General features: G+C 71.9%; 17 protein-coding genes and 1 pseudogene. 8 read left to right on the top strand and 10 right to left on the bottom strand.

All coding sequences use genetic code 11. The annotated features are described in order from the left end of the window. Positions 1–84: 84 nt before the first annotated feature. The gene (locus tag ABT154_RS17015) at positions 85–336 is read right to left on the bottom strand and encodes an EF-hand domain-containing protein (protein WP_332436869.1); all 252 of its coding nucleotides are present in this window, start codon (positions 334–336) and stop codon (positions 85–87) included. A 155-nt stretch (positions 337–491) separates the two neighbouring features. On the opposite strand from ABT154_RS17015, the gene recQ reads away from it, so the two are divergent. Beyond that, positions 492–2,573 carry a DNA helicase RecQ gene (gene recQ, locus ABT154_RS17010; protein ID WP_351857625.1) on the top strand — a complete coding sequence of 694 codons (2,082 nt, stop codon included), beginning with the start codon at positions 492–494 and terminating at the stop codon, positions 2,571–2,573. Positions 2,574–2,606: 33 nt separating this feature from the next. Here recQ and ABT154_RS17005 read toward each other — a convergent pair whose 3' ends face one another. Further along, entirely contained in the window at positions 2,607–3,896 is a 1,290-nt protein-coding gene (locus ABT154_RS17005) for a YhgE/Pip domain-containing protein (RefSeq protein WP_351857624.1), read from the bottom strand. 290 nt (positions 3,897–4,186) lie between these two features. On the opposite strand from ABT154_RS17005, the gene ABT154_RS17000 reads away from it, so the two are divergent. Next, positions 4,187–6,724, top strand: coding sequence for an ATP-dependent Clp protease ATP-binding subunit (locus ABT154_RS17000; protein WP_351857623.1), 2,538 nt, complete (start codon positions 4,187–4,189; stop codon positions 6,722–6,724). A gap of 87 nt (positions 6,725–6,811) precedes the next feature. Here ABT154_RS17000 and fdhD read toward each other — a convergent pair whose 3' ends face one another. Together fdhD and ABT154_RS16990 are read right to left on the bottom strand one after the other, a co-directional pair. Then, a complete protein-coding gene (gene fdhD / locus ABT154_RS16995) occupies positions 6,812–7,648 on the bottom strand; it encodes a formate dehydrogenase accessory sulfurtransferase FdhD (protein WP_351857622.1) in 837 nt (278 codons plus the stop codon). Between the two features lie 95 nt (positions 7,649–7,743). Beyond that, a pseudogene (locus ABT154_RS16990) lies at positions 7,744–8,457 on the bottom strand (molybdopterin dinucleotide binding domain-containing protein); the annotation flags it as partial. Positions 8,458–8,619: 162 nt separating this feature from the next. Between ABT154_RS16990 and ABT154_RS16985 the strand changes: the two are divergent. The 3 genes from ABT154_RS16985 to ABT154_RS16975 all read left to right on the top strand — a co-directional run bounded on the left by ABT154_RS16985 (position 8,620) and on the right by ABT154_RS16975 (position 11,013). Continuing rightward, the gene (locus ABT154_RS16985; protein ID WP_351857791.1) at positions 8,620–9,603 is read left to right on the top strand and encodes a Dyp-type peroxidase; all 984 of its coding nucleotides are present in this window, start codon (positions 8,620–8,622) and stop codon (positions 9,601–9,603) included. A gap of 6 nt (positions 9,604–9,609) precedes the next feature. Further along, positions 9,610–10,452: a family 1 encapsulin nanocompartment shell protein gene (locus tag ABT154_RS16980; RefSeq protein WP_351857621.1), complete on the top strand. Its 843-nt coding sequence runs from the start codon at positions 9,610–9,612 to the stop codon at positions 10,450–10,452. Positions 10,453–10,542: 90 nt separating this feature from the next. After that, entirely contained in the window at positions 10,543–11,013 is a 471-nt protein-coding gene (locus tag ABT154_RS16975) for a DUF1345 domain-containing protein (protein WP_351857620.1), read from the top strand. On the opposite strand, the gene ABT154_RS16970 is transcribed toward ABT154_RS16975, so the two are convergent. Beyond that, entirely contained in the window at positions 10,959–12,242 is a 1,284-nt protein-coding gene (locus ABT154_RS16970; protein WP_351857619.1) for a serine hydrolase domain-containing protein, read from the bottom strand. The genes ABT154_RS16975 and ABT154_RS16970 overlap by 55 nt on opposite strands. A 153-nt stretch (positions 12,243–12,395) precedes the next feature. Here ABT154_RS16970 and ABT154_RS16965 point away from each other — a divergent pair, with 153 nt between their 5' ends. After that, positions 12,396–13,046: a maltokinase N-terminal cap-like domain-containing protein gene (locus ABT154_RS16965; protein ID WP_351857618.1), complete on the top strand. Its 651-nt coding sequence runs from the start codon at positions 12,396–12,398 to the stop codon at positions 13,044–13,046. 275 nt (positions 13,047–13,321) lie between these two features. After that, complete coding sequence (locus tag ABT154_RS16960) at positions 13,322–13,705, top strand: VOC family protein (protein WP_351857617.1); 384 nt, start codon at positions 13,322–13,324, stop codon at positions 13,703–13,705. Positions 13,706–13,824: 119 nt separating this feature from the next. On the opposite strand, the gene ABT154_RS16955 is transcribed toward ABT154_RS16960, so the two are convergent. Then, entirely contained in the window at positions 13,825–15,240 is a 1,416-nt protein-coding gene (locus tag ABT154_RS16955) for a TerD family protein (protein WP_351857616.1), read from the bottom strand. Positions 15,241–15,385: 145 nt separating this feature from the next. Continuing rightward, entirely contained in the window at positions 15,386–16,150 is a 765-nt protein-coding gene (locus tag ABT154_RS16950; RefSeq protein WP_351857615.1) for an SDR family NAD(P)-dependent oxidoreductase, read from the bottom strand. Positions 16,151–16,198: 48 nt separating this feature from the next. On the opposite strand from ABT154_RS16950, the gene ABT154_RS16945 reads away from it, so the two are divergent. Next, complete coding sequence (locus ABT154_RS16945) at positions 16,199–16,831, top strand: TetR/AcrR family transcriptional regulator (RefSeq protein WP_351857614.1); 633 nt, start codon at positions 16,199–16,201, stop codon at positions 16,829–16,831. A 93-nt stretch (positions 16,832–16,924) separates the two neighbouring features. On the opposite strand, the gene ABT154_RS16940 is transcribed toward ABT154_RS16945, so the two are convergent. The 3 genes from ABT154_RS16940 to ABT154_RS16930 all read right to left on the bottom strand — a co-directional run bounded on the left by ABT154_RS16940 (position 16,925) and on the right by ABT154_RS16930 (position 24,227). Then, positions 16,925–17,452: a hypothetical protein gene (locus tag ABT154_RS16940; protein WP_351857613.1), complete on the bottom strand. Its 528-nt coding sequence runs from the start codon at positions 17,450–17,452 to the stop codon at positions 16,925–16,927. A gap of 73 nt (positions 17,453–17,525) precedes the next feature. After that, positions 17,526–18,614, bottom strand: a complete 1,089-nt coding sequence (locus tag ABT154_RS16935; RefSeq protein ID WP_351857612.1) for a trypsin-like serine peptidase — start codon at positions 18,612–18,614, stop codon at positions 17,526–17,528. Between the two features lie 6 nt (positions 18,615–18,620). Further along, a complete protein-coding gene (locus ABT154_RS16930) occupies positions 18,621–24,227 on the bottom strand; it encodes a trypsin-like peptidase domain-containing protein (RefSeq protein WP_351857611.1) in 5,607 nt (1,868 codons plus the stop codon). Positions 24,228–24,381: the final 154 nt, after the last annotated feature.

Genomic DNA, 24,381 nt, shown 5'->3' with positions numbered 1-24,381 from the left:
CGGTGCAGTACATGGCAGGCGACGGCAGGGCGGTACCGCGTCACAGCGCGCGGTGCCGCCCTGTCGGCCGTACGGAGGTCCGGGTCACCAGCCGAAGCGGCGGTTCACCAGGCCGGCGAACTCCTCGAAGCTCAGCACGCGGTCGCCGTTGAGGTCCGCCTCGTCGAAGAGGGCCGAGGCGTCGTCCGCGTTCCCCACGCCCCAGAGCGGTATCACGCCCTGTGCCGCGAGCGTCGGGCCCTTGGCCTGGAGCGCGAGGATGACCTCGGTACGCGTCAGGGTGCCGTCCCGGTCGAGGTCGAGCGCGTCGAAGAGGGTGCGGGCCTTGTCGCTCATCGTGTGTCCTGTCCTGTTCCCCCGGCCGGGAAGGTCCCACCCGGTGGTGCCGGCCTGAAAGACGTCGTACGCGCCCCGGGCGTTGCCTCGGGTGGTTGTCCACAGGTCGCGGCGGACCCGGCCGGAGTGTCCTTCCCGGCCTATAGGCTTGACGAATGGTCCTCACCGACGAATCCGCCGAGATCTCCGACGCAGCGCGGGTGCTCCACCGCGTCTTCGGCTACAGCTCCTTCCGAGGGGAGCAGCAGGAGATCATCGAGCAGGTCGTCGACGGCGGCGACGCCCTCGTCCTGATGCCGACCGGTGGCGGCAAGTCGCTCTGCTACCAGATCCCCGCCCTGGTCCGGGACGGCACCGGCGTGGTGATCTCGCCGCTCATCGCCCTCATGCAGGACCAGGTGGACGCGCTCAGGGCCCTCGGGGTGCGGGCCGGATTCCTCAACTCGACGCAGGATCCGTACGAGCGGCAGGCCGTCGAGCAGGCCTTCCTCGCCGACGAGCTCGACCTGATCTACCTGGCCCCCGAGCGGCTGCGGACCGAGGGCACGCAGCGGCTCCTCGACCGCGGCAAGGTGTCACTGTTCGCGATCGACGAGGCCCACTGCGTCGCCCAGTGGGGCCACGACTTCCGGCCCGACTACCTGGCGCTCTCCATGCTGCACGAGCGCTGGCCCAAGGTGCCGCGCATCGCGCTGACCGCGACGGCCACCGAGGCCACGCACAAGGAGATCGCCGCGCGGCTCGGTCTTGAGGAGGCCCGGCACTTCGTCGCCGGATTCGACCGGCCCAACATCCAGTACCGGATCGTCCCGAAGAACAACCCGCACAAGCAGCTGCTCGAACTGATCCGCACGGAGCACCAGGGCGACGCCGGAGTCGTGTACTGCCTCTCCCGGTCCTCGGTGGAGAAGACCGCCGCGCTCCTCGTGGAGAACGGCATCGACGCCGTGCCGTACCACGCAGGCATGGACTCCCGTACGCGCGCGGCGAACCAGGCCCGCTTCCTGAGGGAGGACGGGGTCGTCGTGGTGGCGACGATCGCCTTCGGCATGGGCATCGACAAGCCCGACGTGCGGTTCGTGGCCCATCTCGACCTGCCGAAGTCCGTCGAGGGCTACTACCAGGAGACCGGTCGCGCGGGCCGTGACGGCGAACCGGCGACGGCCTGGCTGGCCTACGGCCTCCAGGACGTGGTGCAGCAGCGCAAGCTGATCGACGGGTCCGAGGGCGACGAGCAGCACCGTCGGGCCCTGGGCATGCACCTCGACGCGATGCTCGCGCTCTGCGAGACCGTCGACTGCCGCCGGGTGCGGCTGCTCGCCTACTTCGGGCAGGCGGGCGAGCCCTGCGGCAACTGCGACGCCTGCCTCACCCCGGCCGAGTCCTGGGACGGCACGGTCGCGGCGCAGAAACTGCTGTCCACGGTGTGGCGCCTGGCCAAGGAACGGCGCCAGAAGTTCGGCGCCGGCCAGATCATCGACATCCTCCAGGGCAAGAAGACCGCCAAGGTCATCCAGTTCGACCACGACGGGCTGTCCGTCTTCGGCGTGGGTTCGGATCTCGGGACCGCCGAATGGCGCGGTGTCGTCCGGCAACTGCTCGCGCTCGGGCTCCTCACGGTGGAGGGCGACTACGGGACGCTCGTCCTCACGGAGGGCAGCGGCGAGGTGCTCGGCGGGCGCCGCACCGTCACGATGCGGAAGGAGAAGGCGCCGGCCGCCGCCTCCCGCAAGGAGTCCGGTTCGCGCTCGGGCAAGGGGGCCCGCGTGCCCGTCGACCTGCCCGCCGCCGCCGTGCCGGTCTTCGAAGCCCTTCGCGCCTGGCGGGCCGCGACGGCCCGCGAGCAGGGCGTCCCCGCGTACGTCGTCTTCCATGACGCGACGCTGCGGGAGATCGCGACGCTGCTCCCGACGACGGTCGAGGAGCTGGGCACCGTCGGAGGCGTGGGCGAGGCCAAGCTCACGAAGTACGCCGAGGGTGTGCTGGAGGCGCTGGCGGAGCACGGCGCAGGGGCGGGCGCGGGGAGTCCTTCCGCCGCCGCCCCTGCTGACAAGGCCGTCGCGCCCACCGCCAGGGCCGCCACCGCCAAGGCTCCTGCCAAGGCCCCCGGCACCGGGACCAGCGCTTCGAGCGCTTCGAGCGCCGCCGGTCCCGGGCCCGACTCCTTCTCGTTCGACGAAGAGCCGCCCTACGACATCGACGAGTCGGAGGAGCCGCCGTGGGAGGACTGGCGGTAGCCGGATCGGACGGACGCGAAGCCGGACACCTGATCAGGCCGGCTGCGGCGTGAGGCGGCGCAGGCCCCTGCGGTCGTAGTAGTGCGTCATGGCGAGTCCGAAGGCCAGGGCCAGGACGACGCCGACGGCGATCATGACCCAGCCTCGTGCCAGCCCCGCGTCCGCACGGGCGTCGAAGTAGAGGATGGACCGCACCCCGGCGCTCAGCTGGTGCATGGGCTCGAAGATGCTCAGGAAGCGGAAGAAGCCGGGGGTCGCCTCCAGGGGCACGGTCGCCCCGGAGGAGGGGAGGGCCAGGGCGATGAAGACGAACATGGAGACGAGCTGTCCGATGCCGCCGAAAGCGGCGTTGATGGCCTGGACGCCCAGACCGACGGCGGTCGTCGCGCAGTAGGAGAAGAGCCACAGCATCGGCAGGTGCGATGCGTCCATGCCGAGGATCACGATCGTGGCCACCATGACGAGCGTGGTGGTGAGGACCGAGATGCCGGCCGTCATGAGCATCTTGAGGACGAGCGTCTGGGTGCGGCTGATCGGCACCGTGGGGTGGCGGGAGTGCCAGGGGCCGATCTCGCTGTCCGCGTAGCCGAGTGCGGTGTCGACGCCGCTGTTGACGAGGTTGCCGCCGATGAAGCCGCCGAGGACCAGGAGCAGCGTGTAGTAGAAGGCCGAGAGGCCCAGGCCGCTGTGGCGGCCGATGGGATGGCCGACCCGGGTCGTGACGCTCACCGGGTCGGTCAGCAGCAGCCGGGTCGTGGAGTCGGCGGAGGCGGTGGCGGGCGAGGCGGCGAGCTGCTTGCCGAGGGTCAGTGAGGCCTGGTGGGCGGCGGCCTGGTTGATCTGGGACGCCATCGACGAGCCCAGGCTGCCGAGCCCGGGGTTGGTGAGCACGGTGAGCGTCGGCCGGACCTTGGCCCGCTCCGTGGTCAGCGCCGCGACGGAGGCGGTGAAGTCCTCCGGGACGACGAGGGCGCCGTAGACCTTCCCCGAGGCCAGTGCGTCCTGGGCCTGAGCGGGGTCGAGCCGCTGCCAGTCCACGTCGGTCTTCGAGGAGCCGGTGGCGGCGATGGCGTCGGTGATCTGCCGGCCCAGGTTCTCGCTCTGCCCCGGCAGCGGCCGGCCCTGATCCGCGTCGACGAGGGCGATGGGCAGTCGATGGAGGCTGTCGTTCGGGTTGAGGATGCCGCCCATGTAGAGGAACGCGAGGCCCAGGGCGACCAAGGAGCTCAGGACGGTGGGGACGAGCCACAGCTTGGGGCGCCGGACGAGGTTGCCGGCCCGGACCTGCGGGCCGGGGGTGTGCGGGGGGTTCGCGGACGTCATGGTGCCATCGTCGACGGGCGCGCGCCGGAGCCCGGGATTGCGGGCCGTACGGGGTGGGCGGGCGTGTCGGCGCGGGTGCTACGGCGAGGGGGAGTGGTGAGGTGGTCGGCGGCCCCTCCCGGGCTTCGTCGGGATGCCCGCCCGTGGTCTGGCGGCGGCCCGCCGGGATCCCGTCACGGCCCGGCCGCACCCCCGTCGCGGCTCCGGATTCAGGGGCATTCGTTCCGGTTGCGGAGCCCGGGGCGTCGCGTTTGAGTGGGGGCGACCCCCCATGCGTCCCTGGAGCTGAGATGTCGATGGCGTTCGGTTCACCCTTCGGTTCGTCCGACCCGTTCAGCGACATGCTGAACCGGTTCTTCGGAATGTCGCCGGCGTCGTCGCCACCCGCCGTGCAACGCGTACCGATCGGGCGTCTGCTGACCGAGTCCTCGCACGAACTCCTCAACCTGGCCGCCCGCAAGGCCGTCGAGGACGGCACCTCCGACCTCGACACCGAGCACCTCCTGTGGGCGGCGACCCGGGTCGACCCCTCGCGCAGGCTGCTGGCCCAGGTCGGGGTCGACCCCGAGGCGCTCGCGGCGCAGCTCGACGAGGTGCTGCCCCGGGAGTCCGGCGAGCCCTCCTCGGAGCCGGGACTCACCCCGGCGGCCAAGCGCACCCTGGCCGCCGCCTACGCCCGCTCGCAGCGGGCGGGCGTGTCGTACATCGGCCCCGAGCACATCCTCGCCGCCCTCCTCGACGACGCCGACTCGGGGGCCACCCGGATGCTCGGCGCGGACGACCACGACGTGAAGAAGCTGCGCGGGCTCACGGACCGGGCGGCCGGCCCCGACGGCGGCGCCCCGGCGGCGGCGAAGGAGCCGGCGACGACGTTGGACGAGTTCGGCAGGGACCTCACGGAGGAGGCGAAGGCCGGAAAGCTCGACCCGGTCGTCGGCCGCGCCGAGGAGATCGAGCAGACCATCGAGATCCTCTCCCGGCGCTCCAAGAACAACCCCGTGCTCATCGGCGAGCCCGGTGTCGGCAAGACCGCCATCGTGGAGGGCCTCGCCCAGCGGATCGTCGCGGGCGAGGTGCCCGACACCCTGAAGGACAAGCGGGTCGTCTCCCTGGACCTGTCGGGCATGGTGGCCGGGGCGCAGTACCGCGGTCAGTTCGAGGAACGCCTGAAGAAGGTCATCGAGGACGTCCAGAACGCCGGCGGCGAGATCATCGTCTTCATCGACGAACTCCACACCGTCGTCGGCGCGGGTGCGACGGGCGAGGGCTCGATGGACGCCGGCAACATGCTCAAGCCCGCCCTCGCGCGCGGCGAGCTGCACGTCGTCGGCGCGACCACGATCGACGAGTACCGCAAGCACATCGAGAAGGACGCCGCCCTGGAGCGCCGCTTCCAGCCCGTCCTGATCCCGGAGCCCACCGTCGAGGAGACGGTGCAGATCCTCGAAGGACTGCGGGACGCCTACGAGGCCCACCACCAGGTCCGCTTCGCCGACGGCGCCCTGGCGGCGGCGGCCGAGCTCTCCGACCGCTACATCAGCGACCGGTTCCTGCCCGACAAGGCCATCGACCTGATGGACCAGGCGGGCGCCCGCGTACGGCTGCGCAGCGCGGGCCGCTCCACCGAGGTCGTCAGCCGTGAGGACCACCTCGCCAAGCTGCGGCGCGAGAAGGACCAGGCCGTCGCCGCCGAGCAGTTCGAGAAGGCCTCCGACCTGAAGCGGCAGATCGCCGAGGTCGAGGGCGAACTGGCGGGCATCGAGGAACGCCGCGAGGGCGTCGTCTCCGTCACCGCCTCCGACATCGCCGACATCGTGTCGCGCCGTACGGGCATCCCCGTGTCCCAGCTGACCGCCAGCGAGAAGGAGAAGCTGCTCAAGCTGGAGGAGGAGATGCACGCCAGGATCGTCGGCCAGGACGAGGCCGTCACCGCGGTCTCCGAGGCGGTCCGCCGCAGCCGCGCCGGCATGGGCGACCCGAACCGTCCCGTCGGCTCGTTCCTCTTCCTCGGGCCGACGGGCGTCGGCAAGACCGAACTCGCCAAGACCCTCGCCGACCTGCTCTTCGGCGACGAGGACCGCATGATCCGCTTCGACATGAGCGAGTTCCAGGAGAAGCACACCGTGGCCCGGCTCGTCGGCGCGCCCCCCGGATACGTCGGTTACGAGGAGGCCGGCCAGCTCACCGAGAAGGTCCGCCGCAACCCGTACAGCGTCGTCCTGTTCGACGAGGTGGAGAAGGCGCACCCCGACGTCTTCAACACGCTGCTCCAGATCCTCGACGACGGACGGCTCACCGACGGCCAGGGCCGCACGGTCGACTTCCGGCACTGCGTCGTCATCATGACGTCCAACATCGGCGCCCACCGGATCCTCGCCCACGAGGGCGACGCCGCCGAGCTGAAGGACGAGCTGATGGAGGACCTGCGCGGGCGCTTCCTGCCCGAGTTCCTCAACCGCATCGACGACATCATCGTCTTCCACAGCCTCACCGAGGCGGACCTGTCGGAGATCGTCGAGCACCTCCTGGACCGCAGCAAGCACCGGGTGCACGCGCAGGGCATGACCCTGGAGGTCACCGAGGCGGCGAAGAAGCTCCTCGTCGCCCACGGCTACCAGCCGGAGTTCGGCGCCCGCCCGCTGCGCCGCACGATCCAGACGGAACTGGACAACCGTGTCGCCTCGCTGCTCCTCGGCGGGGAGGCCGACCCCGGCGACACGATCGTGGCCGACGTGATCGACGACTCGCTGCACTGCACGGTACGGAAGCACGAGGCCGGGACCGGGGCGAAGTCCGAGCCGACGGAGAGCGGAGCGGTCGCCGCGTAGGGGACCCGTAGGGGCTTCCCCGGGCAGGGCGGGGCGACCCTCAGGGGCGCCCCGCCCTGCCCGGCCGGCCACGGGCAGGGGCGCCCGTCAGGCCACAGGCAGCGGTTCGAGCCGCTCGTCACCCGTGTACACGTTCATCGACGTACCGCGCAGGAAGCCGACCAGGGTGAGACCGCTCTCCGCCGCGAGGTCCACCGCGAGCGAGGACGGCGCCGAGACGGCCGCGAGCAGCGGGATCCCGGCCATCACCGCCTTCTGCACCAGCTCGAACGACGCCCGGCCGCTCACCATGAGGACCGACCCGCGCAACGGCAGGAGGCCCTCCCGCAGGGCGTGGCCCACGACCTTGTCCACGGCGTTGTGCCGGCCCACGTCCTCCCGCAGGCACAGCAGCTCGCCCTCGGCCGTGAACAGCCCCGCGGCGTGCAGCCCGCCGGTGGTGTCGAACACCCGCTGCGCCGCCCGCAGCCGGTCCGGGAGCGCCGCCAGCACGTCCGTACCGACGCGCAGCGGGTCCTCGGCCACCGACCAGGCGGCCGTGGTGCGCACCGCGTCCAGACTGGCCTTGCCGCACAGCCCGCACGACGAGGTCGTGTAGAAGTTCCGCTCCAGGGACGCGTCGGGGGCGGCCACACCGGGGGCGAGGCCGATGTCGACCACGTTGTACGTGTTGCCGCCGTCGGCGGTGGCGCCCGCGCAGTAGCGGATTCCGGCCACGTCCGCAGCCGTGTGCACGACGCCCTCGCTCACCAGGAACCCGGCCGCCAGGTCGAAGTCGTCACCGGGGGTGCGCATCGTCACCGTCAGCGGCCGTCCGCCGACGCGGATCTCCATCGGCTCCTCGGCGGCCAGGGTGTCGGGGCGGTAGGAGGAGACCCCCTCCCGCACGCGCAGGACGCGCCGCCGTACGGTCACTCTCCCCATGGTTCGCTCCTCTCCCCGGAGCGCCGCTCCGACGGTGTGTGGTGGTCGTGCCTGTTCGGGCGGCCGGGTACGACTCTGTCACGGGGCGCGGGGAGTCAGGCGGCCGGGAGGACCCTCACCCTGACGTGCTTCATGATCGGCTGGTCGCTCTGGGTGCTGTAGTCGACGAGCGCGCACAGCACGTTCATCTCCGGCATGTATCCGGCCGCGCAGCCCCGGGGGATGTCGTACGGGATCGCCAGGTACCCCTTCAGATGCCGCTCGCTCCCGTCCTTCGCGGTGCTCGTGATGTCGACGGGGCCCATGTCGGCGATGCCGCGCTCGCGCACGTCCGCGCAGTTCATGAAGACGAGGGTGCGCAGGTTCTTGATGCCGCGGTAGCGGTCGTTGTCGGAGTAGATGGTGGTGTTCCACTGGTCGTGGGACCGCATGGTGCCGAGCGCCAGGGTGCCCGGCTCGGGCACGACGTCGGGCAGCGGGGGACCGGAGAACTCGGCGCGGCCCGACGGCGTGAGGAAGACCAGCTCGCGGGCGGGCTGCTTGATGCGGAATCCCAGCGGCAGGCGGACCCGCCGGTTGAAGTCCTCGAAGCCGTCGAGCGCCTTGGCCATGGTGTCCCGGATGCGGTCGTAGTCCTCGACGTACCACTCCCAGGGGGTGGCGCTGTCGGGGAGCGCGGCCCGCGCCATGCCGGCGACGATGGCCGGTTCGGACAGCAGCTGCGGTGACGCGGGGCGCTTCATGCCGAGGGAGAGGTGGACCATGCTCATGGAGTCCTCGACGGAGGTGCTCTGCACGCCCTCGCGTTGGCCCGCCTCGGGTGCACCCGTATCGCGCGCATCTCCCGCGCGCGAATCCCTCACCGCGCCCTCCCCGTCGGGCTGCGGGTCCGATCGTGCACGCTTACCCTGACGCTGTCCCTATCTTCCCTTTTGTTGATCGTTGCTGATCACTTTCCGGCCGGGAGCGCCATGGTCGTCGTCCAGCCCGTCGTCACGTCGCCCACCCGGGCCGCCGTCTTCCTGGTGGCCACCGTCAACCCGGGCGGCGAGACCACGGTGAGGGACGGCCTCCGAGAGCTGTCGTCCCTCACCCGCTCCGTCTCCTTCCGGCTGCGCGACGCCGGTCTCGTCTGCGTCGCGGGGATCGGGTCGGAGGGGTGGGACCGGCTCGTCGGCGGCCCCCGCCCCCGCGAACTGCACCCCTTCCCGGCTCTGACCGGCCCCCGGCACCGCGCCCCCGCCACCCCCGGCGACCTGCTCTTCCACGTGCGCGCTCAGCGCATGGACATCTGCTTCGAGCTGGCCAGGCTGATCATGGACCGGCTGCGCGGCGCCGTGACCGTCGTCGACGAGGTCCATGGATTCACCTACTTCGACGAGCGCGACCTCCTCGGCTTCGTCGACGGCAGCGAGAACCCCTCGGGCGCGGTGGCGTCCGGAGCCGTCCACATCGGCGACGAGGACCCCGGCTTCCGCGGCGGCAGCTATGTCGTCGTGCAGAAGTACCTCCACGACATGGGCGCCTGGGACGCGCTCACCGTCGAGGAGCAGGAGCGGGTCATCGGGCGGTCCAAGGCGTCCAACGTCGAGATGCCCGACGGCGTCAAACCCGCGAACTCGCACGTCGCCCTGAACACGATCGTCGACGAGGACGGTGTGTCCCGACAGATCCTCCGCGCGAACATGCCGTTCGGGCAGGTGGGCGGCGGCGAGTTCGGCACCTACTTCATCGGGTACGCGCGGACCCCCTCCGTCACCGAACGGATGCTCCGCAACATGTTCCTCGGCGACCCGCCGGGCACCACCGACCGCATCCTCGACTTCTCCAGGGCCGTCACCGGCGGCCTCTTCTTCGTGCCGAGCGCCGACTTCCTCGACGACCTGCCGGCCGCGCCGCCGGACGCCGCCCGCCATGGGGAATCCCTCGGCATCGGCGGCCTGAAAGGAGCCTGAGCACCCATGACGACCCCCGACGCCACACCCCCCGCGCCGCACGGACTCACCACGAACAACCTGCACCGAGAACTCGCCCCGATCACCCCGGCGGCCTGGGCCGAGATCGAGGAGGAGGCCCGCCGCACCTTCCGCCGCAACGTCGCGGGACGCCGGGTCGTCGACGTACCCGACCCGGCCGGTCCGGAACTCTCCGCCGTCGGCACCGGACACCTCACCGAGATGAGCCCGCCCGCCCCCGGCGTCACGGCGCACCTGCGCGAGGCGAAGCCGCTCGTCGAACTCAGGGTGCCGTTCACCGTGGCGAGGGCCGCCGTGGACGACGTCGAGCGCGGCGCCAAGGACTCCGACTGGCAGCCCGTCAAGGACGCGGCCCGCGCCATGGCGTTCGTCGAGGACCGGACGATCTTCGACGGGTACGGGGCGGCCGGCGTCGACGGACTGCGCGCCCGCTCCTCGAACCCGGTGGTACGGCTGCCCGCCGAACCGCGCGACTACCCGGACGCGGTGAGCCGGGCGCTGACCGCGCTGCGGCTCGCCGGAGTGGACGGCCCGTACGCCCTGCTCCTCGGCGCCGACGAGTACCGCGCGGTCAGCGAGACCTCCGACCACGGCTATCCGATCGCCGCGCACCTCGGACGGATGCTGGACGGCTCCCCGATCTGGGCCCCCGCCCTCAGTGGCGGCTTCGTCCTGTCCACCCGGGGCGGCGACTTCGAACTGCTCATCGGGCAGGACCTGGCGATCGGCTACGCGGGGCACGACGCGACCAGCGTCCAGCTCTACTTCCAGGAGACGCTGACCTTCCGGACCTTGACGGACGAGGCCGTGGTCGTACTGGAAGGCTGACGGTCCTCACTCCGCCCACTCCGACCACCCCGACTTCGCCCCTGGCCGTCCCGGAGCCCGGGAGCGTCCCGGAGCCCGGGAGCCCCCGTCATGCCCCCTCGGCTGCTGCTCGCCGCCGTACCCCGGCTCGCCGCGTCCATGGTCGTCGGCGCGGCGGCCGGCCGGCTCGTCGGCGCGCTCACCCACGGGCCGCTCGGCGTGCTCACGGGGATCGCCGTGGCGGAGCAGCAGTTCGTCGTCGCGGGCGGCCTCGCGGGCATCGTCGTACTGCTCCTGGTCGGAAGGTCCGACCTGAGCCACGCCGCCGCCGCGACGGCGCTCGGCGGGGTGTCCATGTCCTGGGCGGCGCTGCACCTGATGTACGCCACCCGCTACGCGTACCTCCACTACCGGAAGCCGGGCGGCGGCATCGACTTCAACCCCCCGGAGCCTCCGCGTCATTCCTGCTCCCGTTGTGCGGGGCACGGCTGCGAGCCACAGGCGAAATGCAGCAGACCCGCATCGGGTCAGTCCCGCTCGGGGTTGTCGCTCGACGGAGCCGCCGGGACCGGGATGTCGTAGACGTGGTCCGGCGTCACGACGCGGGTGACGGCCTTGCCGAAGAGGGTGCTGGGCGCGCTGCCCTCGTGCACGACGTCCGTGTTGAGCAGGATGACCAGGGTGGCCTTCGGCTCCGGCAGATAGATCGTCAGGGACTGGTAGCCGGGGAGGGATCCGTTGTGGCCGATCCAGCCCTGGATGTCGAAGATGCCGAGCCCGTATCCGGAGCCGGGGGTGCTCCCCGGGTAGACCTTGAGGCGCTCGGCCTGTGTCCTGGGAGTGAGCAGCGTCCCGGTCGCCACCACCCGGGCCCAGTTCCGCATGTCCTGGAGGTTGGAGATCATCGCGCCGGCCGCCCAGCCCCAGGACGGGTTCCAGTCGGTTGCGTCCTCCAGCTTCCCCGAGGCGGTCTGCTCGGTGTAGCCGTGGGCGTGCGGGCTGGGGAACGCGGCGTCCGTCGGGAAGGAGGTCCGGGCCATGCCCGTCGGGTCGAGGATGTTCTTCTGGATGAAGTCGGGCAGCGGCATGCCGCCGGCCTTCTCCACGACGAGGCCGAGGAGGATCGTGTTCGTGTTGGAGTACTCGAACTCGGCTCCCGGCTGGAACTGGACCGGATGCTCGAAGGCGTAGTCGAGCAGCTGCCGCGGCGTGAACGAACGGTGGGGGTTCGCGGTCAGCGCCTTGTAGAAGCCCTCGTCCGCCGTGTAGTTGAAGAGGCCACTGCGCATGGCGGCGAGTTGACGCAGGGTGATCCTGTCGCCGTTCGGTACGCCGTCGACGTACCGGGAGATCGGGTCGTCCAGACCCACCTTGCCCCGGTCGACGAGCTGGAGCACGGCGGTCACGGTGAAGGTCTTGGTCTCGCTGCCGATGCGCATGTAGAGACCGGCGTCCATCGGCCTGCGGGTGGCCGTGTCGGCGACGCCGAAGGAACGGACGTACGAGCCCTTTCCGGGAGCCGAGAGGGCGACCGTCACACCGGGCACGCCGGCTTCCTTCTGGACGTCCTGGATCGCCTTGTCGAGACGGGCGGCGACGGCGGGGGTGAGCTGGGGGAAGTCCGACCGGGCCGAGGGCGAGGCAGTGGGTGAGGGCGAGGCCGTGACCGATGCCGCGAACGGAGCGGGGGCGGGTGGATCGGCGGCTGCGAACGCCGTACCCGCGCCCACCGGCGCGGCGAAGATGCCGAGAGCGGCGATTCCCGCGGCTGCGGCGCAGACGCGCCCGCGACACCTGCGTGAGCACCTCACGGCGGGCCTCCCGCCTGCCGGGGACAACTCCTCCTCCAGGCTAGGCCGGGTCGAACCGGCCCGCTCGGTGACCTCGCGGCATGGTCTGTTACGTTGCGAATGCCCCGCGCGCGGAGGGCGCCCGGGGCACGAAGGCGAGGGAGAGACCGCACGATGGCCGTCATCCACCACACGACCCTGCGGCCCACGAAGCTGGAGCTGCTCACCGAGTGGCTGCCGACCCGGGAGTGGTACGCCGGTACGGAGCCGCGCCCCGCGAAGGCCGGGGGCTTCCGGCTCGACGACCCGGCGGGCGAGGTCGGCATCGAGTTCATGGCGGTGACGGACGCCGACGGGGCCGCGTACCTGGTCCCCATGACGTACCGCGCGGGCCCCCTGGCGGGCGCCGAGCACGCGCTCATCGGCACCTGCGAACACGGAGTGCTCGGCAAGCGCTGGATCTACGACGGCGCCCACGACCCGGTGCTCGTGGACCGGTTGTACGCCCTGCTCGCCGGCCGCACCCAGGCCCAGGCCCAGTCGCAGACCGACACCCGGGACCTCACGGTCACCGTCTCGCCCGCCGGACGGGGGAGCGAGGGGGAAGCGGAACTCGTGGGGGCGGAGGACGACCGCGAAGGCACCGACGTAGGGGTACGAGTCGCGGGAACCCGGCTGACGCTACGGCTCCACCGAACCCTGACGTCGAGCCCGACCGCGACACCGGGCTCCGACGTCGCGACCCGACTGACGGCGGAGTGGCTGCTCCCCGACGGGACGACGGCACGGGGCACGTACGTGGTCGTGCTGGGCGAGGACGGTTAGGGCGGTTCTGCGACCGGCCACGTCAGGGACGCCGCGTGTGCGGCGGCCTCTCCTCCGCGCGTGGCGTTCCCCGCCACGTACCGTCCGCGCATGACCAGGACAACGCCGCCCGGGCCGAACCGTGGCCGATCTGCCATGAGCCGCACCAGCGCGAGACCCAGGGGTACGCGCCGGATGACATCGGGCGGGGAACTCGACCGCGAGTCGACCACTCGACGCACGAGGACGGCGTAAATCGGTGGCGTCATGCGGGGAGATCGGGAAGTGTCGGGCGCATGGTTTCGGTAGTGCAGAACATGGCGATCGACTGTGCGGATGCCTATGAGCTGGCCCGGTTCTGGAGCGCGGTGACCGGCGCCCGGCTGGACCCGGACCACAAGCCGGGGGACCCGGAGGCTCAGGTGCTCCTGGCGGAGGGCCCGGTGCTGTACTTCCACCAGGTGCCCGAGGCCAAGACGGCCAAGAACCGGATCCACCTCTGCCTGCGCCCGGAGACCTCGCGCGAACAGGAGGTGGAACGCCTGCTGGGCCTCGGCGCCACCTTCGTCACCGACCACCGGAACCCCGACGGCACCGGCTGGGCAGTACTCGCCGACCCGGAGGGCAACGAATTCTGCGTGCTGCGCGGCGCGTCCGACCGCGCTGCCACGTCCGCCTGACGTTTCCACTCAGCGACCGGGCCAAGCCGCGCCGCTTGAGGACCGCCTGCGCCACGTCGACCATGCCGTCGGGGCCGGTGCCCGGGTCACCGGCGGGAATCCCGTGACCGACAGGCCGGCTACCTCCCGACGGGCAGTGGGTCGAGGGTGAACTCCCAGTGGTGGCGGCTCTTGTCGATCACGAGCAGGAGGGGCCCCGCGGGGATCTGGACCTTCTCCTTGACCCGGCGGCCGTTCCACGCGTGAACGAGTTCCTCGGCGGGGCGCCTCAGGTCGGCGGGGGCGTCGCCTTGGTGGTGGTTCAGCTGGAACCACCCGTTGTGGCGGTCCGCCGCCCGGACCTTCAGCTGGGCCGCGGGGCCCGTGTGGAGGAAGACCTCGCGCCCGCTTCCCCGAACCGTTCCGGTGGTGATCGGACGGGCCGCCGACAGGGGCAGGACGGTGAGTGCCCACGTCCCGGAGTGGCCCACCTTCAGCTTCAGGGGCCCGCCCTTGCGCGGTGGTACGAGCAGGGCGCGGCTGTAGTAGTCGGGCAGCTCGGTGCAGAAGATGTCGTCGGAACGTCCCGGGATCTCGACGTGGAGGAACTGGTACTCCTCGACGCGCGCCTCCAGGATCACGGGAGCGGAGCCCGGGGGGAACGGCAGGTCAACGGTGACGGTCTTCCCGCTCTTGCCGCTGAAGTGGATCGGTTCGAAGTCGAGGAAACCGGGTCCCTGGAAGGGACTGGGCGCCGTGGGCACGCCGACGGGGGAGAAGGAGGCCGGTGCGGCCGGCTTGGAGAGGGAAGGGACGAACGTGGAGGCGGACGCGGGAGCCGGTTGCGCGGCCGGCGGTACGGGCGCGGAGGCCGTCTTGCACACGCCCAGCAGAGGGATGGGGCCGGACGTCGGAGGTGCGGCAGGTCCGGACGCGGGCGGGGCCGGCGGTGCGGATGTCGGCGGTGCCACGGGTACGGACGCCGGTGGGGCTGGCGGTGCGGATGTCGGCGGTGCCACCGGCGCGGCGGCGTCGGCCAAGACGACCCCGAAGTCCGTCGCCAGCCCGGCCAGCCCGGTGTCGTATCCCTGACCGACCGCGCGGAACTTCCACCCGCCCTCGCGCCGGTAGAACTCTCCGAGCACGAACGCCGTCTCGCTGGAGGCGTCGGTCACGTCGTAGTGCGCGAGGACCGCGCCGTCGGCGGCCACCACCTGCGCGCACAGCCCGGGAACCTGCCCGAAGACACCGCCGTCGCAGGACCCGACGACCAGCACTCGCTGGACGGCGGGTTCGACCTGCGGCAGGTCCGCCTCCAGCCACTCGGCGAGCTGCCCACCACCCTCGCCGCTGCCCAAGTGCCTTACGGAGCCGGAAGGATGAGCGGGCAGCCCGTGAAAGACGATGTCGGCGTCACCGCGCACGACGCCGTCGGCGTCGAGCAGCAGTGCGGCGGCGTCGACGACGGGACCCCCGGGCACCTGATGCCGCCCGACGGCGATCCGCAACGGGGCGAGGGGGACGGGGACGTTGGCCCCCTTGGCGATGTGCGTCATGGGACACATGGTGACAGTGAAGACGGTGTGAAGAGAAGATCGTCGGCGTAGACGCCGTGGCTCGCCGTTGGCCGTGAACCGCTCGAGGTCTGCGAGGGCTTGAGTTCGGTGCAGTCCGCTCCGGCCGTCGCGTCGCCCTCGTTGCTCAGACGCGTGGGCCGAGGAACAGGCCGCCGCTCGCGTCGACGGTCTGGCCGGTGACCCAGCGGGCGGCGTCGGAGGCGAGGAAGGCGACCACGTCGGCGATGTCGTCGGGGCCGCCCAGCCGGTCGAGCGCCGTCAAGCCGGCGATCTGTTCGGCGAGGCCCGGCACGTCGAAGACGGCTCCGTTGGTCGCCGTCCTGGTGGCTCCCGGGGCGACCGCGTTCACCGTGATCCCTCGTGGACCGAGTTGGTTGGCGAGGGTCCTGCTCATCGTCTCGACCGCGGCCTTCGTCATGGCGAAGGACGTCTGGGCCGGGTTGGCCATCCGGGTCGCCACCGACGAGATCGTGATGATCCGGCCGCCGTCGCGCATCAGGGGCAGCGCGTGCTCGATGATGAAGTACGGCGCCCGCACGTTCACCGCGAACAGGTGGTCGAACTCCGTCCGTGTCGTCGCGCCGAGGGGGCCCGTCGGCGAGGCCGCCGCGTTGTTGACGAGGATGTCGAGCGGCCGACCGGCCAGGCCGGCCTCGACCCCGGCGAAGAGCGTCTCTACGTCGCCGTCCACGCCCAGTTCGGCACGAACGGCGAGGGCGGTCCCACCGGCGCGTTCTATCCCCTCGACTGTCGCCGCCGCCCCGCTCTCGTCCGTTCCGAAGTGCGCGATGACCAAGGCGCCCTCGGACGCGAGCCGGGCTGCGATCGCCTGCCCGATGCCGCGCGACGCACCTGTCACCAGAGCTGTCCTGCCTGCCAGACCACTCATGCCGTCACCTCATCTGTTAGTAACTAACACTAAGGTAGTATCTACCAAATGAGCGAACGGAAACCCACCCTTCGAGAGCGGCGGCGATCCGAGACGAGGCGTGCGATCCAGTCGCGCGCCGTGCGGCTGTTCACCGACCGCGGCTACGACGCCGTGACGGTGGCCGACGTCGCCGAGGCCGCCGGCGTCTCGGCGATGACGGTGTACCGGCATTTCCCCACCAAGGAGGATCTTGTCCTTGTGGGGCGGCCTGCATCGCTCATCGCCGAGCGGGTCGCCGCGTCATCCGCAGACCAGCCCCTGGTGCGCCGCGTCGGCGGCGCACTCGTCGAGGCGGCCACGGCGTTGACGGGCGGCGACGGGGACGAACCGGCGGCGAACGAGCGGTTCTTGCTGGACTGCCTCCGGCTCATGGTCTCGACGCCCGCGCTGCGGGCCCGGCACCTGGACAGTCAGTACGCGCTGCAACAGGCTGTCGTCGATGCCCTCGGGGGCGACGTGGCCGATCCCGAGGCCGCGTTCCGCGCGCGGGCGGCGATCAGCGCCTGCCTGGCCGTGATGCACACGGCGCTGACGCGCTGGGCCGATGACGACGGGCGGTCGAATCTGCCCGACCTGATCGCGCGGGCGCTCGCCGCGTCCTTCGGCCACGACGTCGTCACCACCGCCGCGAAGGACTGAGGCCGCTCGACGCCCACCGTCGGGACGGGCCGCGCTGCCGGGGGCGGCGTGACCGGAGGGTGGCCGCCCGAGGGTCCCGGGGGCGGACAGTGCCTAGTCCTGTGAGGTGTGTTCCCTCAGGAAGGCGCCCGCGTAGGCCGCCGCTTCCTCCTTGGTCGGGTGGGGAGGGGTGGGGGTGGTCGGGCCTTGGGTGCCGTCGGCGGATCGGGCCTGCCAGGTCCAGGTGCCTGAGGTGCGGTCCTGCGTCAGTTCGGCTCTGCCGCCGAACAGTTCAAGGGTTACGGGGGGCGCCGTGGGCCGGCCGCCCATAGCGTCCGGCCACTTCTTTCGGGCGCCCTGGCGGGTGATGCCCCACGCCGCGCCCAGTTGTTCGTAGCTTGCGCCGTAGGCACCCGCGGTGCCCGCGGCCGTTGCCGTGAGGTGTTTGACCCTTGCGTCCAGCACCTTCCAGGTGGCCAGTACCGAGAGGGTCACTTCCACGGGGTCCGCGTCCCACATGCGGTGTTCCGGCAGGCCCGTCGCGCGGGAGCGCAGGGCCGAGGCCAGGGGGTTGAGGGCGTCCAGGAGGGCCTTGTCGAGCGCGGCGCGCTCTTCCGGGGTGATCTCGGGCGACATCGTCATGCGACAACCATAGTTTACGAGGGTGAGAAATGGAAACTTTGGTTGCCAGTTGTCGGTGCCGTTCTTCGTCGCCTCAGACCCAGTTCACCTCCGCCTTCGCCAGCAGCGGGTCGTCCAGCAGTTCCCACAGGGGGACCGCGAAGTTTCCCGTGCGGTAGCGGCCGCCGAAGTGAAGGCCCAGGACGCGGTGGTCCGTGAGGTCGAAGACCGGTGAGCCGCTGTTGCCGCCCAGGGTCGAGCAGTCGTGCTTCATCACCAGGCCGCCCGGCGTGAAGTCGGTCGCCGTCCCCGGCTGGAGCCGCTTCACGTTGTAGACGTCCATGAAGATCCGGCGCATCGACTCCGGCTCGTTGCGTCGCCCGTCCCACGCCGGGTAGCCGATCACGTACACCGGGCGGCCCGGCACGCTCGCCGGTGCGTCCGCCGCCACCGCCAGTGGCGTGGGCAGCCCGCCGTCCGTCGAGGGTTCGACCCGGAGCAGCGCCATGTCGACATCGGGATGGATGCCGATGATCTCCGTGATCTCGTACGCGGCGGACGCCTCCGACGCCGCGCCGTCCACCGGCAGCTCCTCCGCCGGATCCACCCGCGCCGACATCCCGTACGCGAAGTTCCAGCGCCCTCCGTCGCCCCCGTTCCCCTCGAACCGGCTGAACTCCGCAGCCACATGACGGTTCGTCATCACCGTGCGCGGGCCGACGAGGAAGGCCGTCCCGATCCAGTCCAGGCTCGGGTGCCCGGTGACCTCCACCCGCCCCACTCGTGCCAGGGACTCCCGGATCGCCGGCCGGTGGCCGTCCAGGATCGCCCACTCGTCCCGCTGCGCGGCGAAGTCCTGGCGCTGCACCAGGATCGCCGGGCGGCCCTCCAGGAGGACGATCGCCTCCACGCCGAAGGTCTCGTCCCCGTCGAGTTCGTCCTCGCGGTTCGCCGCCAGCTTCTCCAGGCCGCTGACACCGGCCTCCAGGACCCGGGCCCGCTCCTCGCGGGCGAAGCGGGAGATCTCCGCCGCCGGCGCCGCGTCGGCGGGGAGTTCGTACGTGGACTCGGCGATCTCCGCCTCCAGTTCACCGCGCACCCGCGCGGCGACCTCCCGCAGATCCCCGAAGACCCGCTCGGCGGCGGTCGCGACCGGCGACACGTTCCGTGATCCGCTCGGCATGGTCACTCACCTCGGCTTCCCGTTGGTCCCGCCCCCCGGTGCCGGCCGCCCCGACTGGGCCGCCATGATCTCCGCGTACAACTCCGGCCGGAACTCCCCGAGATGGGCGAGGATGCCGCTCATCTGGGTTCCGACGTTCACGAACCTCGTCCTGGCGCCCTGGAACTCGACCTCGTCGACCTTCCGCGTCCCCCGGTGCAGCCCCACGACCGTCCAGTCGTCGAGGCAGACCGGCGATCCGGAGGAACCGCCACGGGTGTCCGTGAAGTACAGGATGTCGTGCTCGTCGGCCCGGTACACCAGGTTGTTGCGCAGGGCGACGCGCTTCGGCAGGCCGCCCGGGTGCTGGATGATGTTGACCGGCACGCGCTGCCGCTCCCGTACCAGCAACGGCCGGGTCGCCACCCGTAGCGTCGGCCTCGGCTCCTGGTCCGGCGAGAGCCGCACCACGGCGTAGTCCAACACCGCGTCCCAGGCGGCGAGTTCCCCCGCCGTCGCCTCCGGCGCCGCCGCGGAGTTCTCGACGAAGTCGAACCGCGAGCGGGACATCATCACCTGGAGCCGCAGGTCCTCGTCGCTCACGTACGGCCGCACGCCCGCCTCCCACGAACGGGCCATCACCACATGGTGGTTGGTGATCAGAAGCCCCGGAGCGATCATCCAGCCCGTACCCCCGTGCGGATACGAGGGAAGCAGCGGCGCGCCCGACTCGTACGGCGGGATCCTGAGCAGCGCGACCGAGGCACCGGCCCGGATGCCCCCGTGCAGGAACTCGTACGGCACGGTGTCGTCCTGGAGGACGATCTCCTCCTTCATCTCCCCGGGCATCATCTCCGCCGGAACCTCCGCCTCGCCGGTGATCGCACGGGACACCGTGTCCAGCGCGCCCTGGAGGACGGCGCGCGGGCCCGGTTCGCGGGTCCGCTCGATGGCGTTGTGCAGCCAGATCTCCAGCGGCACCAGGCCGTCGATCAGCCGCTCGACCTGGTTCATCGCGTTCAGGTCGGCGTGGATCCGGTCGCGGGGGTCGGCCAGCGGCTCCAGAGTGGCCGTGAACGAGCCGGGGATTCCCTTGAGCAGGGCCGGGCGCAGGTCGCGGTCCGCGAGCCCCGCCTCCGTCGCGGCGTTGCGCACCCGGACGAGTTCGCTCTGCGGCAGGAACGGTTCCTTGCGGAGGGCGGCACCCGCGGCGGTCGGCGGCGGGCGGGCCCACGGTCCGGCACCGCCGCGCACGTACGCGGCCGTGGTGCCCCGGACCGCGGAGCGGCGAGACACCGCGGGACCCGTGCCGGGGCCTGGGACAGGACGTGTGCCGGGATCCGGGGTGGCACCCGTGCCGGGACCCGGGCTGTGGTCCGGTGCGGGGGCCGGCAGCGGAGGAGCCGCATCGTGCCGTTCGTCGTCGAGCGGCGGTCCGTCCCTCGGTCCCTCCTCCTGCGGCCCGCCTCCGTGCCCTGCCGGGCCCGCGTCCATCGCCGACGCGACCCCGAGGAGCAGGTCCCCGCTGTCGTCCCGGAGGGTCAGCACCTGCCGGGCGACACTGTCGAGCGTGCCGCGCCGCCGAGCCTCCCGCAGGTCCCGCTCGATGCGGTCGCCATCGAGTCCGGAGCCGATGCCGGCACCGAGGTCCGAGTCGCGGCCGGCGTCGGCTCCGATACCCGGGCCGGACCCGGCCCCGCCTTCCGCCGCAGGCGCCGTTCCGCTCCCCGCCGCCGTCCCCAGAATGCGGTACAGGGGCTCCCGGAGCGTCGGTTCGTCGGCGAGGGTGGTGGCGATCCAGTGAGCCAGCTCGGTCACGACCGCCTCCTCGTCCGCCGGAAGCCCGACCAGGCGCAGGGTGTGCTCCAGGAGTCGCGGGTCGGCCGGGCAGGCAGTGGCCGCCGCCGCACGGGCCAGGGAGGGCTGGCGGGCGAGTTCCGCGTCGGGCATCGCGCGCAGTGTCCTGGCGAGACGTTCCCGCGCCGGGGCCGCGTCGCGGTCCGCAAGCGAGGCGAGCCGGGACCGGGCGACCAGGACGCCGAGCGACTCGTAGCGCAGCCCGAGGCCCGCCGCCATCTCCTCCGCCTCCTGCAGATCCCGGTCGGCGCCCGCGAAGTCCCCCGCGTCCTGCGCGAGCCGCGCCGCCAGCTGGAGCAGTTCGAGCTGCGTCTCCGCGCAGCCCACCTCCGCCGCGCCGTCCACCGCGCGCTCGACCGCCGCGCGCGCCTCCGGCGTCCGCCCGGAGCGTGCGAGGGTCTCGCCGAGCAGCGCGTGCAGCCGGCTGCACGGCGTCCACGGGCGCCGCTCGGTGAGCCGCTGGGCCGCGGCGTCCACGTATCCCTGGGTGAGCAGGTCCTCGACCTCACGGACGGCGATCCGCTCCCAGTCCTCCTGGTCGGCCTCGGTCATGATCTGGTCGGGCACATGGCCGCCGATCCGGCCGAGGAGGAAGGCCGCCGAGCGGTGCGGCATCTCCCGGTGGGCGGTCCCGCCGAGGTACGGGGCGACGCCAGGTTCCCAACGCGCCTCCACCGTACGGGGGTTCTCGCCGAGGCGCAGCCGGTGGTAGATCTCCTCCGCGCGGTCCCGGGAGCCTTCGCCGGCCGCGTAGTACGTGACCGCGCGACGGTCCACCGCCCGCATCAGATCCGTCCGGGCGCTGTCCGAGAGGCGCAGCATGATGATCCGGAGGTCCGCCCGGTGCCGGATGGCCTGGGGGCCCGCCGATTCCATCAGGTCGACCCGCGAGGTCAGCAGCCCGTACAGGCGGCGGGCCTCCGCCGGGGTGTCGACCCGCAGTCCCGCCGGCCCGGCGAGCACCTTCCGCACCAGCTCGGGGGTGATGAACCGCAGTGCGAGACCCGCCTGCACGAGGGCCCGGACGTCGTCCTCCGGGATGTGCTTGAGGATGCGGTCGTACAGCGTCCCCTGGATGAGCATCTGGTCGACCTGGCGGTCGAAGTAGCGGCGCCGGGAGGGGAGTCCGCGCAGCAGGCCGCCGATCTCGGCGGACCCGGAACCCGCGGCGACCGCCGTGCGGGCCGCGAGCCTGAGGCTCAGCGGGTGGCCGCCGATCCGCTCGGCGAGGTCCTCGGCGAGCGTCTCGTCGAGGACTCCGGACGACATCAGGAGGTCCACCGAGGCCTGGTGATCGAGTTCGGTGAGCTCCATCGTGCGCGGGGTGAGGACCCGGGCCGGGTGGTCGATCGGCGCCCGCCCCGAGACGATGAACCGCAGCCGTGAATAGCCCGCCCGCAGCGCCGTCCAGATCGCCCACATCCGCGCCATGACGGGGGAGCCCCGGTACTGGGCCTCCTCGAAGGAGTCGACGACGACGAGGAACGGCGGCGCCGTCCCGCCGGACGCGGGCAGGACCGCCTCGTGGACCGTCGAGGCGACCCGGTGGGCGAGTTCCTGCTCGCGGGCGCTGGCGCGGGAGTGGAAGCCGGCCGAGTAGTCGCGGCCGATCGTGGCCCGGGTGCCGGCCAGCTGGTGGAGCCCGTCGAGTTCGTTGCGTTCGGCGCGCTGTACGGCGGCGGTCCGCTCCGCATCGTCCGCGAGCGCCTCGAAGGCGGCGTGCTGCGCGGGGTACTGGACGCCGAGCTGTCGGGCCGTTTCCGCGATCACGGTGGCGGGTTCGTGGACGGAGAGGGTCGGGCGCGCGAAGTCGATGTACGCGAAGGGGAATCCGTCGGGGGAGGCGGCGGCGAGCGCGTCGACGAGGAACGTGGCGAGCAAGGTGCTCTTGCCGATGCCGCCGATGCCGTGCAGGAGGACCGGGGGCTCCGCGGGCTCCTCGGGCAGGGCGAGATAGGCGTGCAGGGAGTCGAGTTCGGCGGTACGGCCGTGGAAGGTGCCCCGCACGAGACGGTGCATCGGCTGGAGCAGCCGGGCCTTCTCCAGCCGGTGCTGGACGTCGTCGACGGTGGGCAGTCCGCTCACGCCGGGCACACGGCTGAGCCAGAGGACGGCTTGGAGGGTGTCGGAGAGGGCTTCGACGTCGGTGGGGAGGGGTGGGAGGGCGGCGGGTGCGTCCGTGGGAGTCGTCGCGCCCCTACCCGTACCCACGCCTGCGTCCGTACCCTTACCCGCGCCCGTACTTGTACCCGTACCGGCCTCCGCGCCCGTGAGCAGCATCAACGCCGCGCGTTCCGGCCCCGGGCCCTCGGGGCGCAGGTCCAGATTGGTGCGGAGGGCCCGTAGCGCGGTGGCGGGGCCCGCGAGTCCCGTCAGCGCCGTGTCCCGGACCTCCGGCTTCAGGGTCCACATCGTGGCGCCGGGGGAGGGGAGGGCCGTGCAGTCGTCGACGAGCTCAAGGACGGCCCGCCCGGTGGATTGCTCCTCGCCCGGCAGGCGGAGCAGTACCGGATCGAACTCCTGGAGCAGGCAGGCGACTTCACGATAGGAACGACGGGGTTCGAGGACAGTGGCAGCGGGTGCGGCAAGGCTCGCCCGCAGGGTGTCGCGCAGCAGGTGACCGGCCTCAACGGGCGGTGGTGAGGTCGGAGGCAGGGACTGGTGGAACCGTACGACGTCCTCCACCGCCGTACACAGCCGGCGCATGTAACTGTCTCCGTCCGAGGGGGAGTCGGCGGCGCGGAACACTTCGGCGACGGAGGTCTCCACCAGTTCGCGGACGGCTTCCGCCCCTCCCTGTCCGCCCGTGTCGGCGAAGAACTCGCGGAAGAAGGACCTGAGGTCGTCCTCGCCCACGAGGTGCGTCGTGTCCCGGCACTCGTTCTTTCTTATCTCGTACGGGAGTTGGCGCATCGTCGTCGCGTAGCCGAGCAGGACGAGGCGGGGCACGGCGTCGGCGCGTACCGGAGTGTGCTCGTAGATCGCGCGCGCCAGGACGCCGATGGCGTCCCACACGTCCGCGTGCGGGTCGAGCCGGTCGCAGTCGTCGAGTACCAGCCAGAAGCGTTCCTCGGCGGCGGTCGCGCGGGCGACGATCCGATGGGCCGCGTCCTCGAACGAGGGCAGTGGATCGTTCAACCGTGTGGGGTTCAAAGGGAATCCGTCGCTCTCCGGGCCCGCGACGAAGGCCGAGAGCCGCTCCAGCAGACGCGTGGCCGTGGAAGTGCGCGACAGGGTGACCCGTACCGGTCGGAAGTCGAGGTGCTGGCCGAGATGACGGATCAGCTCGTACGTGTAGGAGCGGCCGCTGTCCGGGGGGCCGTCGACGACGAGCACCGTCTGCTCCGGGTCCGCGATGAAGTGCCTGAGTTTCTCGCGCAGTTCGGTCCGGTCGAGGAAGACCTCGGTGCCGTGCTTCAGGAGCAGGCTGTCGAACGGGTCGCGCGGTGAGCGCCGCAGCCGCTCGTCCTCCCGGAGCCGGGTGAGCAGGTTCCGGGCTTCGGCGCCCTGCTCGAAGGCGTGCGGATCGTCGATGGCGGCCAGCGCGTCGAGACCGGCGAGGACGGAGAGCAGCCGGCGCTGGTGGGCGATGTCGCGGCGGGCGGCGGCGATCACGAGGAGGGCGTTGCGGCCCGGGTCCGGGGTGAGCGGCAGATCCTCGACGAAGTCGGCGGGGAGACCGGCGCGCAGCAGCCGTTCGCGTGGTTCGGGGGTGTCGAGGAGATGGTCCCGCACCCAGCTGGCGACGAGCCCCCACTCGGTCTCCGTGAGCGGCATACCGCACCTGCCCGGCGCTCTTCGCGCAGCGCCGGTCGCTCCGGCGCCGCGACGTGAAGGACCGGCTGTGCTCCGGGCGGTCGTCATGACCGCACACGATGGCTACTCCGTGCGGTCGTCATGTCCGCACGCTATGGCTACCCCGTGCGGTCAC

It is taken from the genome of Streptomyces sp. NPDC001728, assembly GCF_040297565.1.
Classification (GTDB): domain Bacteria; phylum Actinomycetota; class Actinomycetes; order Streptomycetales; family Streptomycetaceae; genus Streptomyces.
The sequence above is the reverse complement of the archived record's forward strand: the minus strand, read 5'-3'. Positions and strand labels throughout refer to the sequence as shown.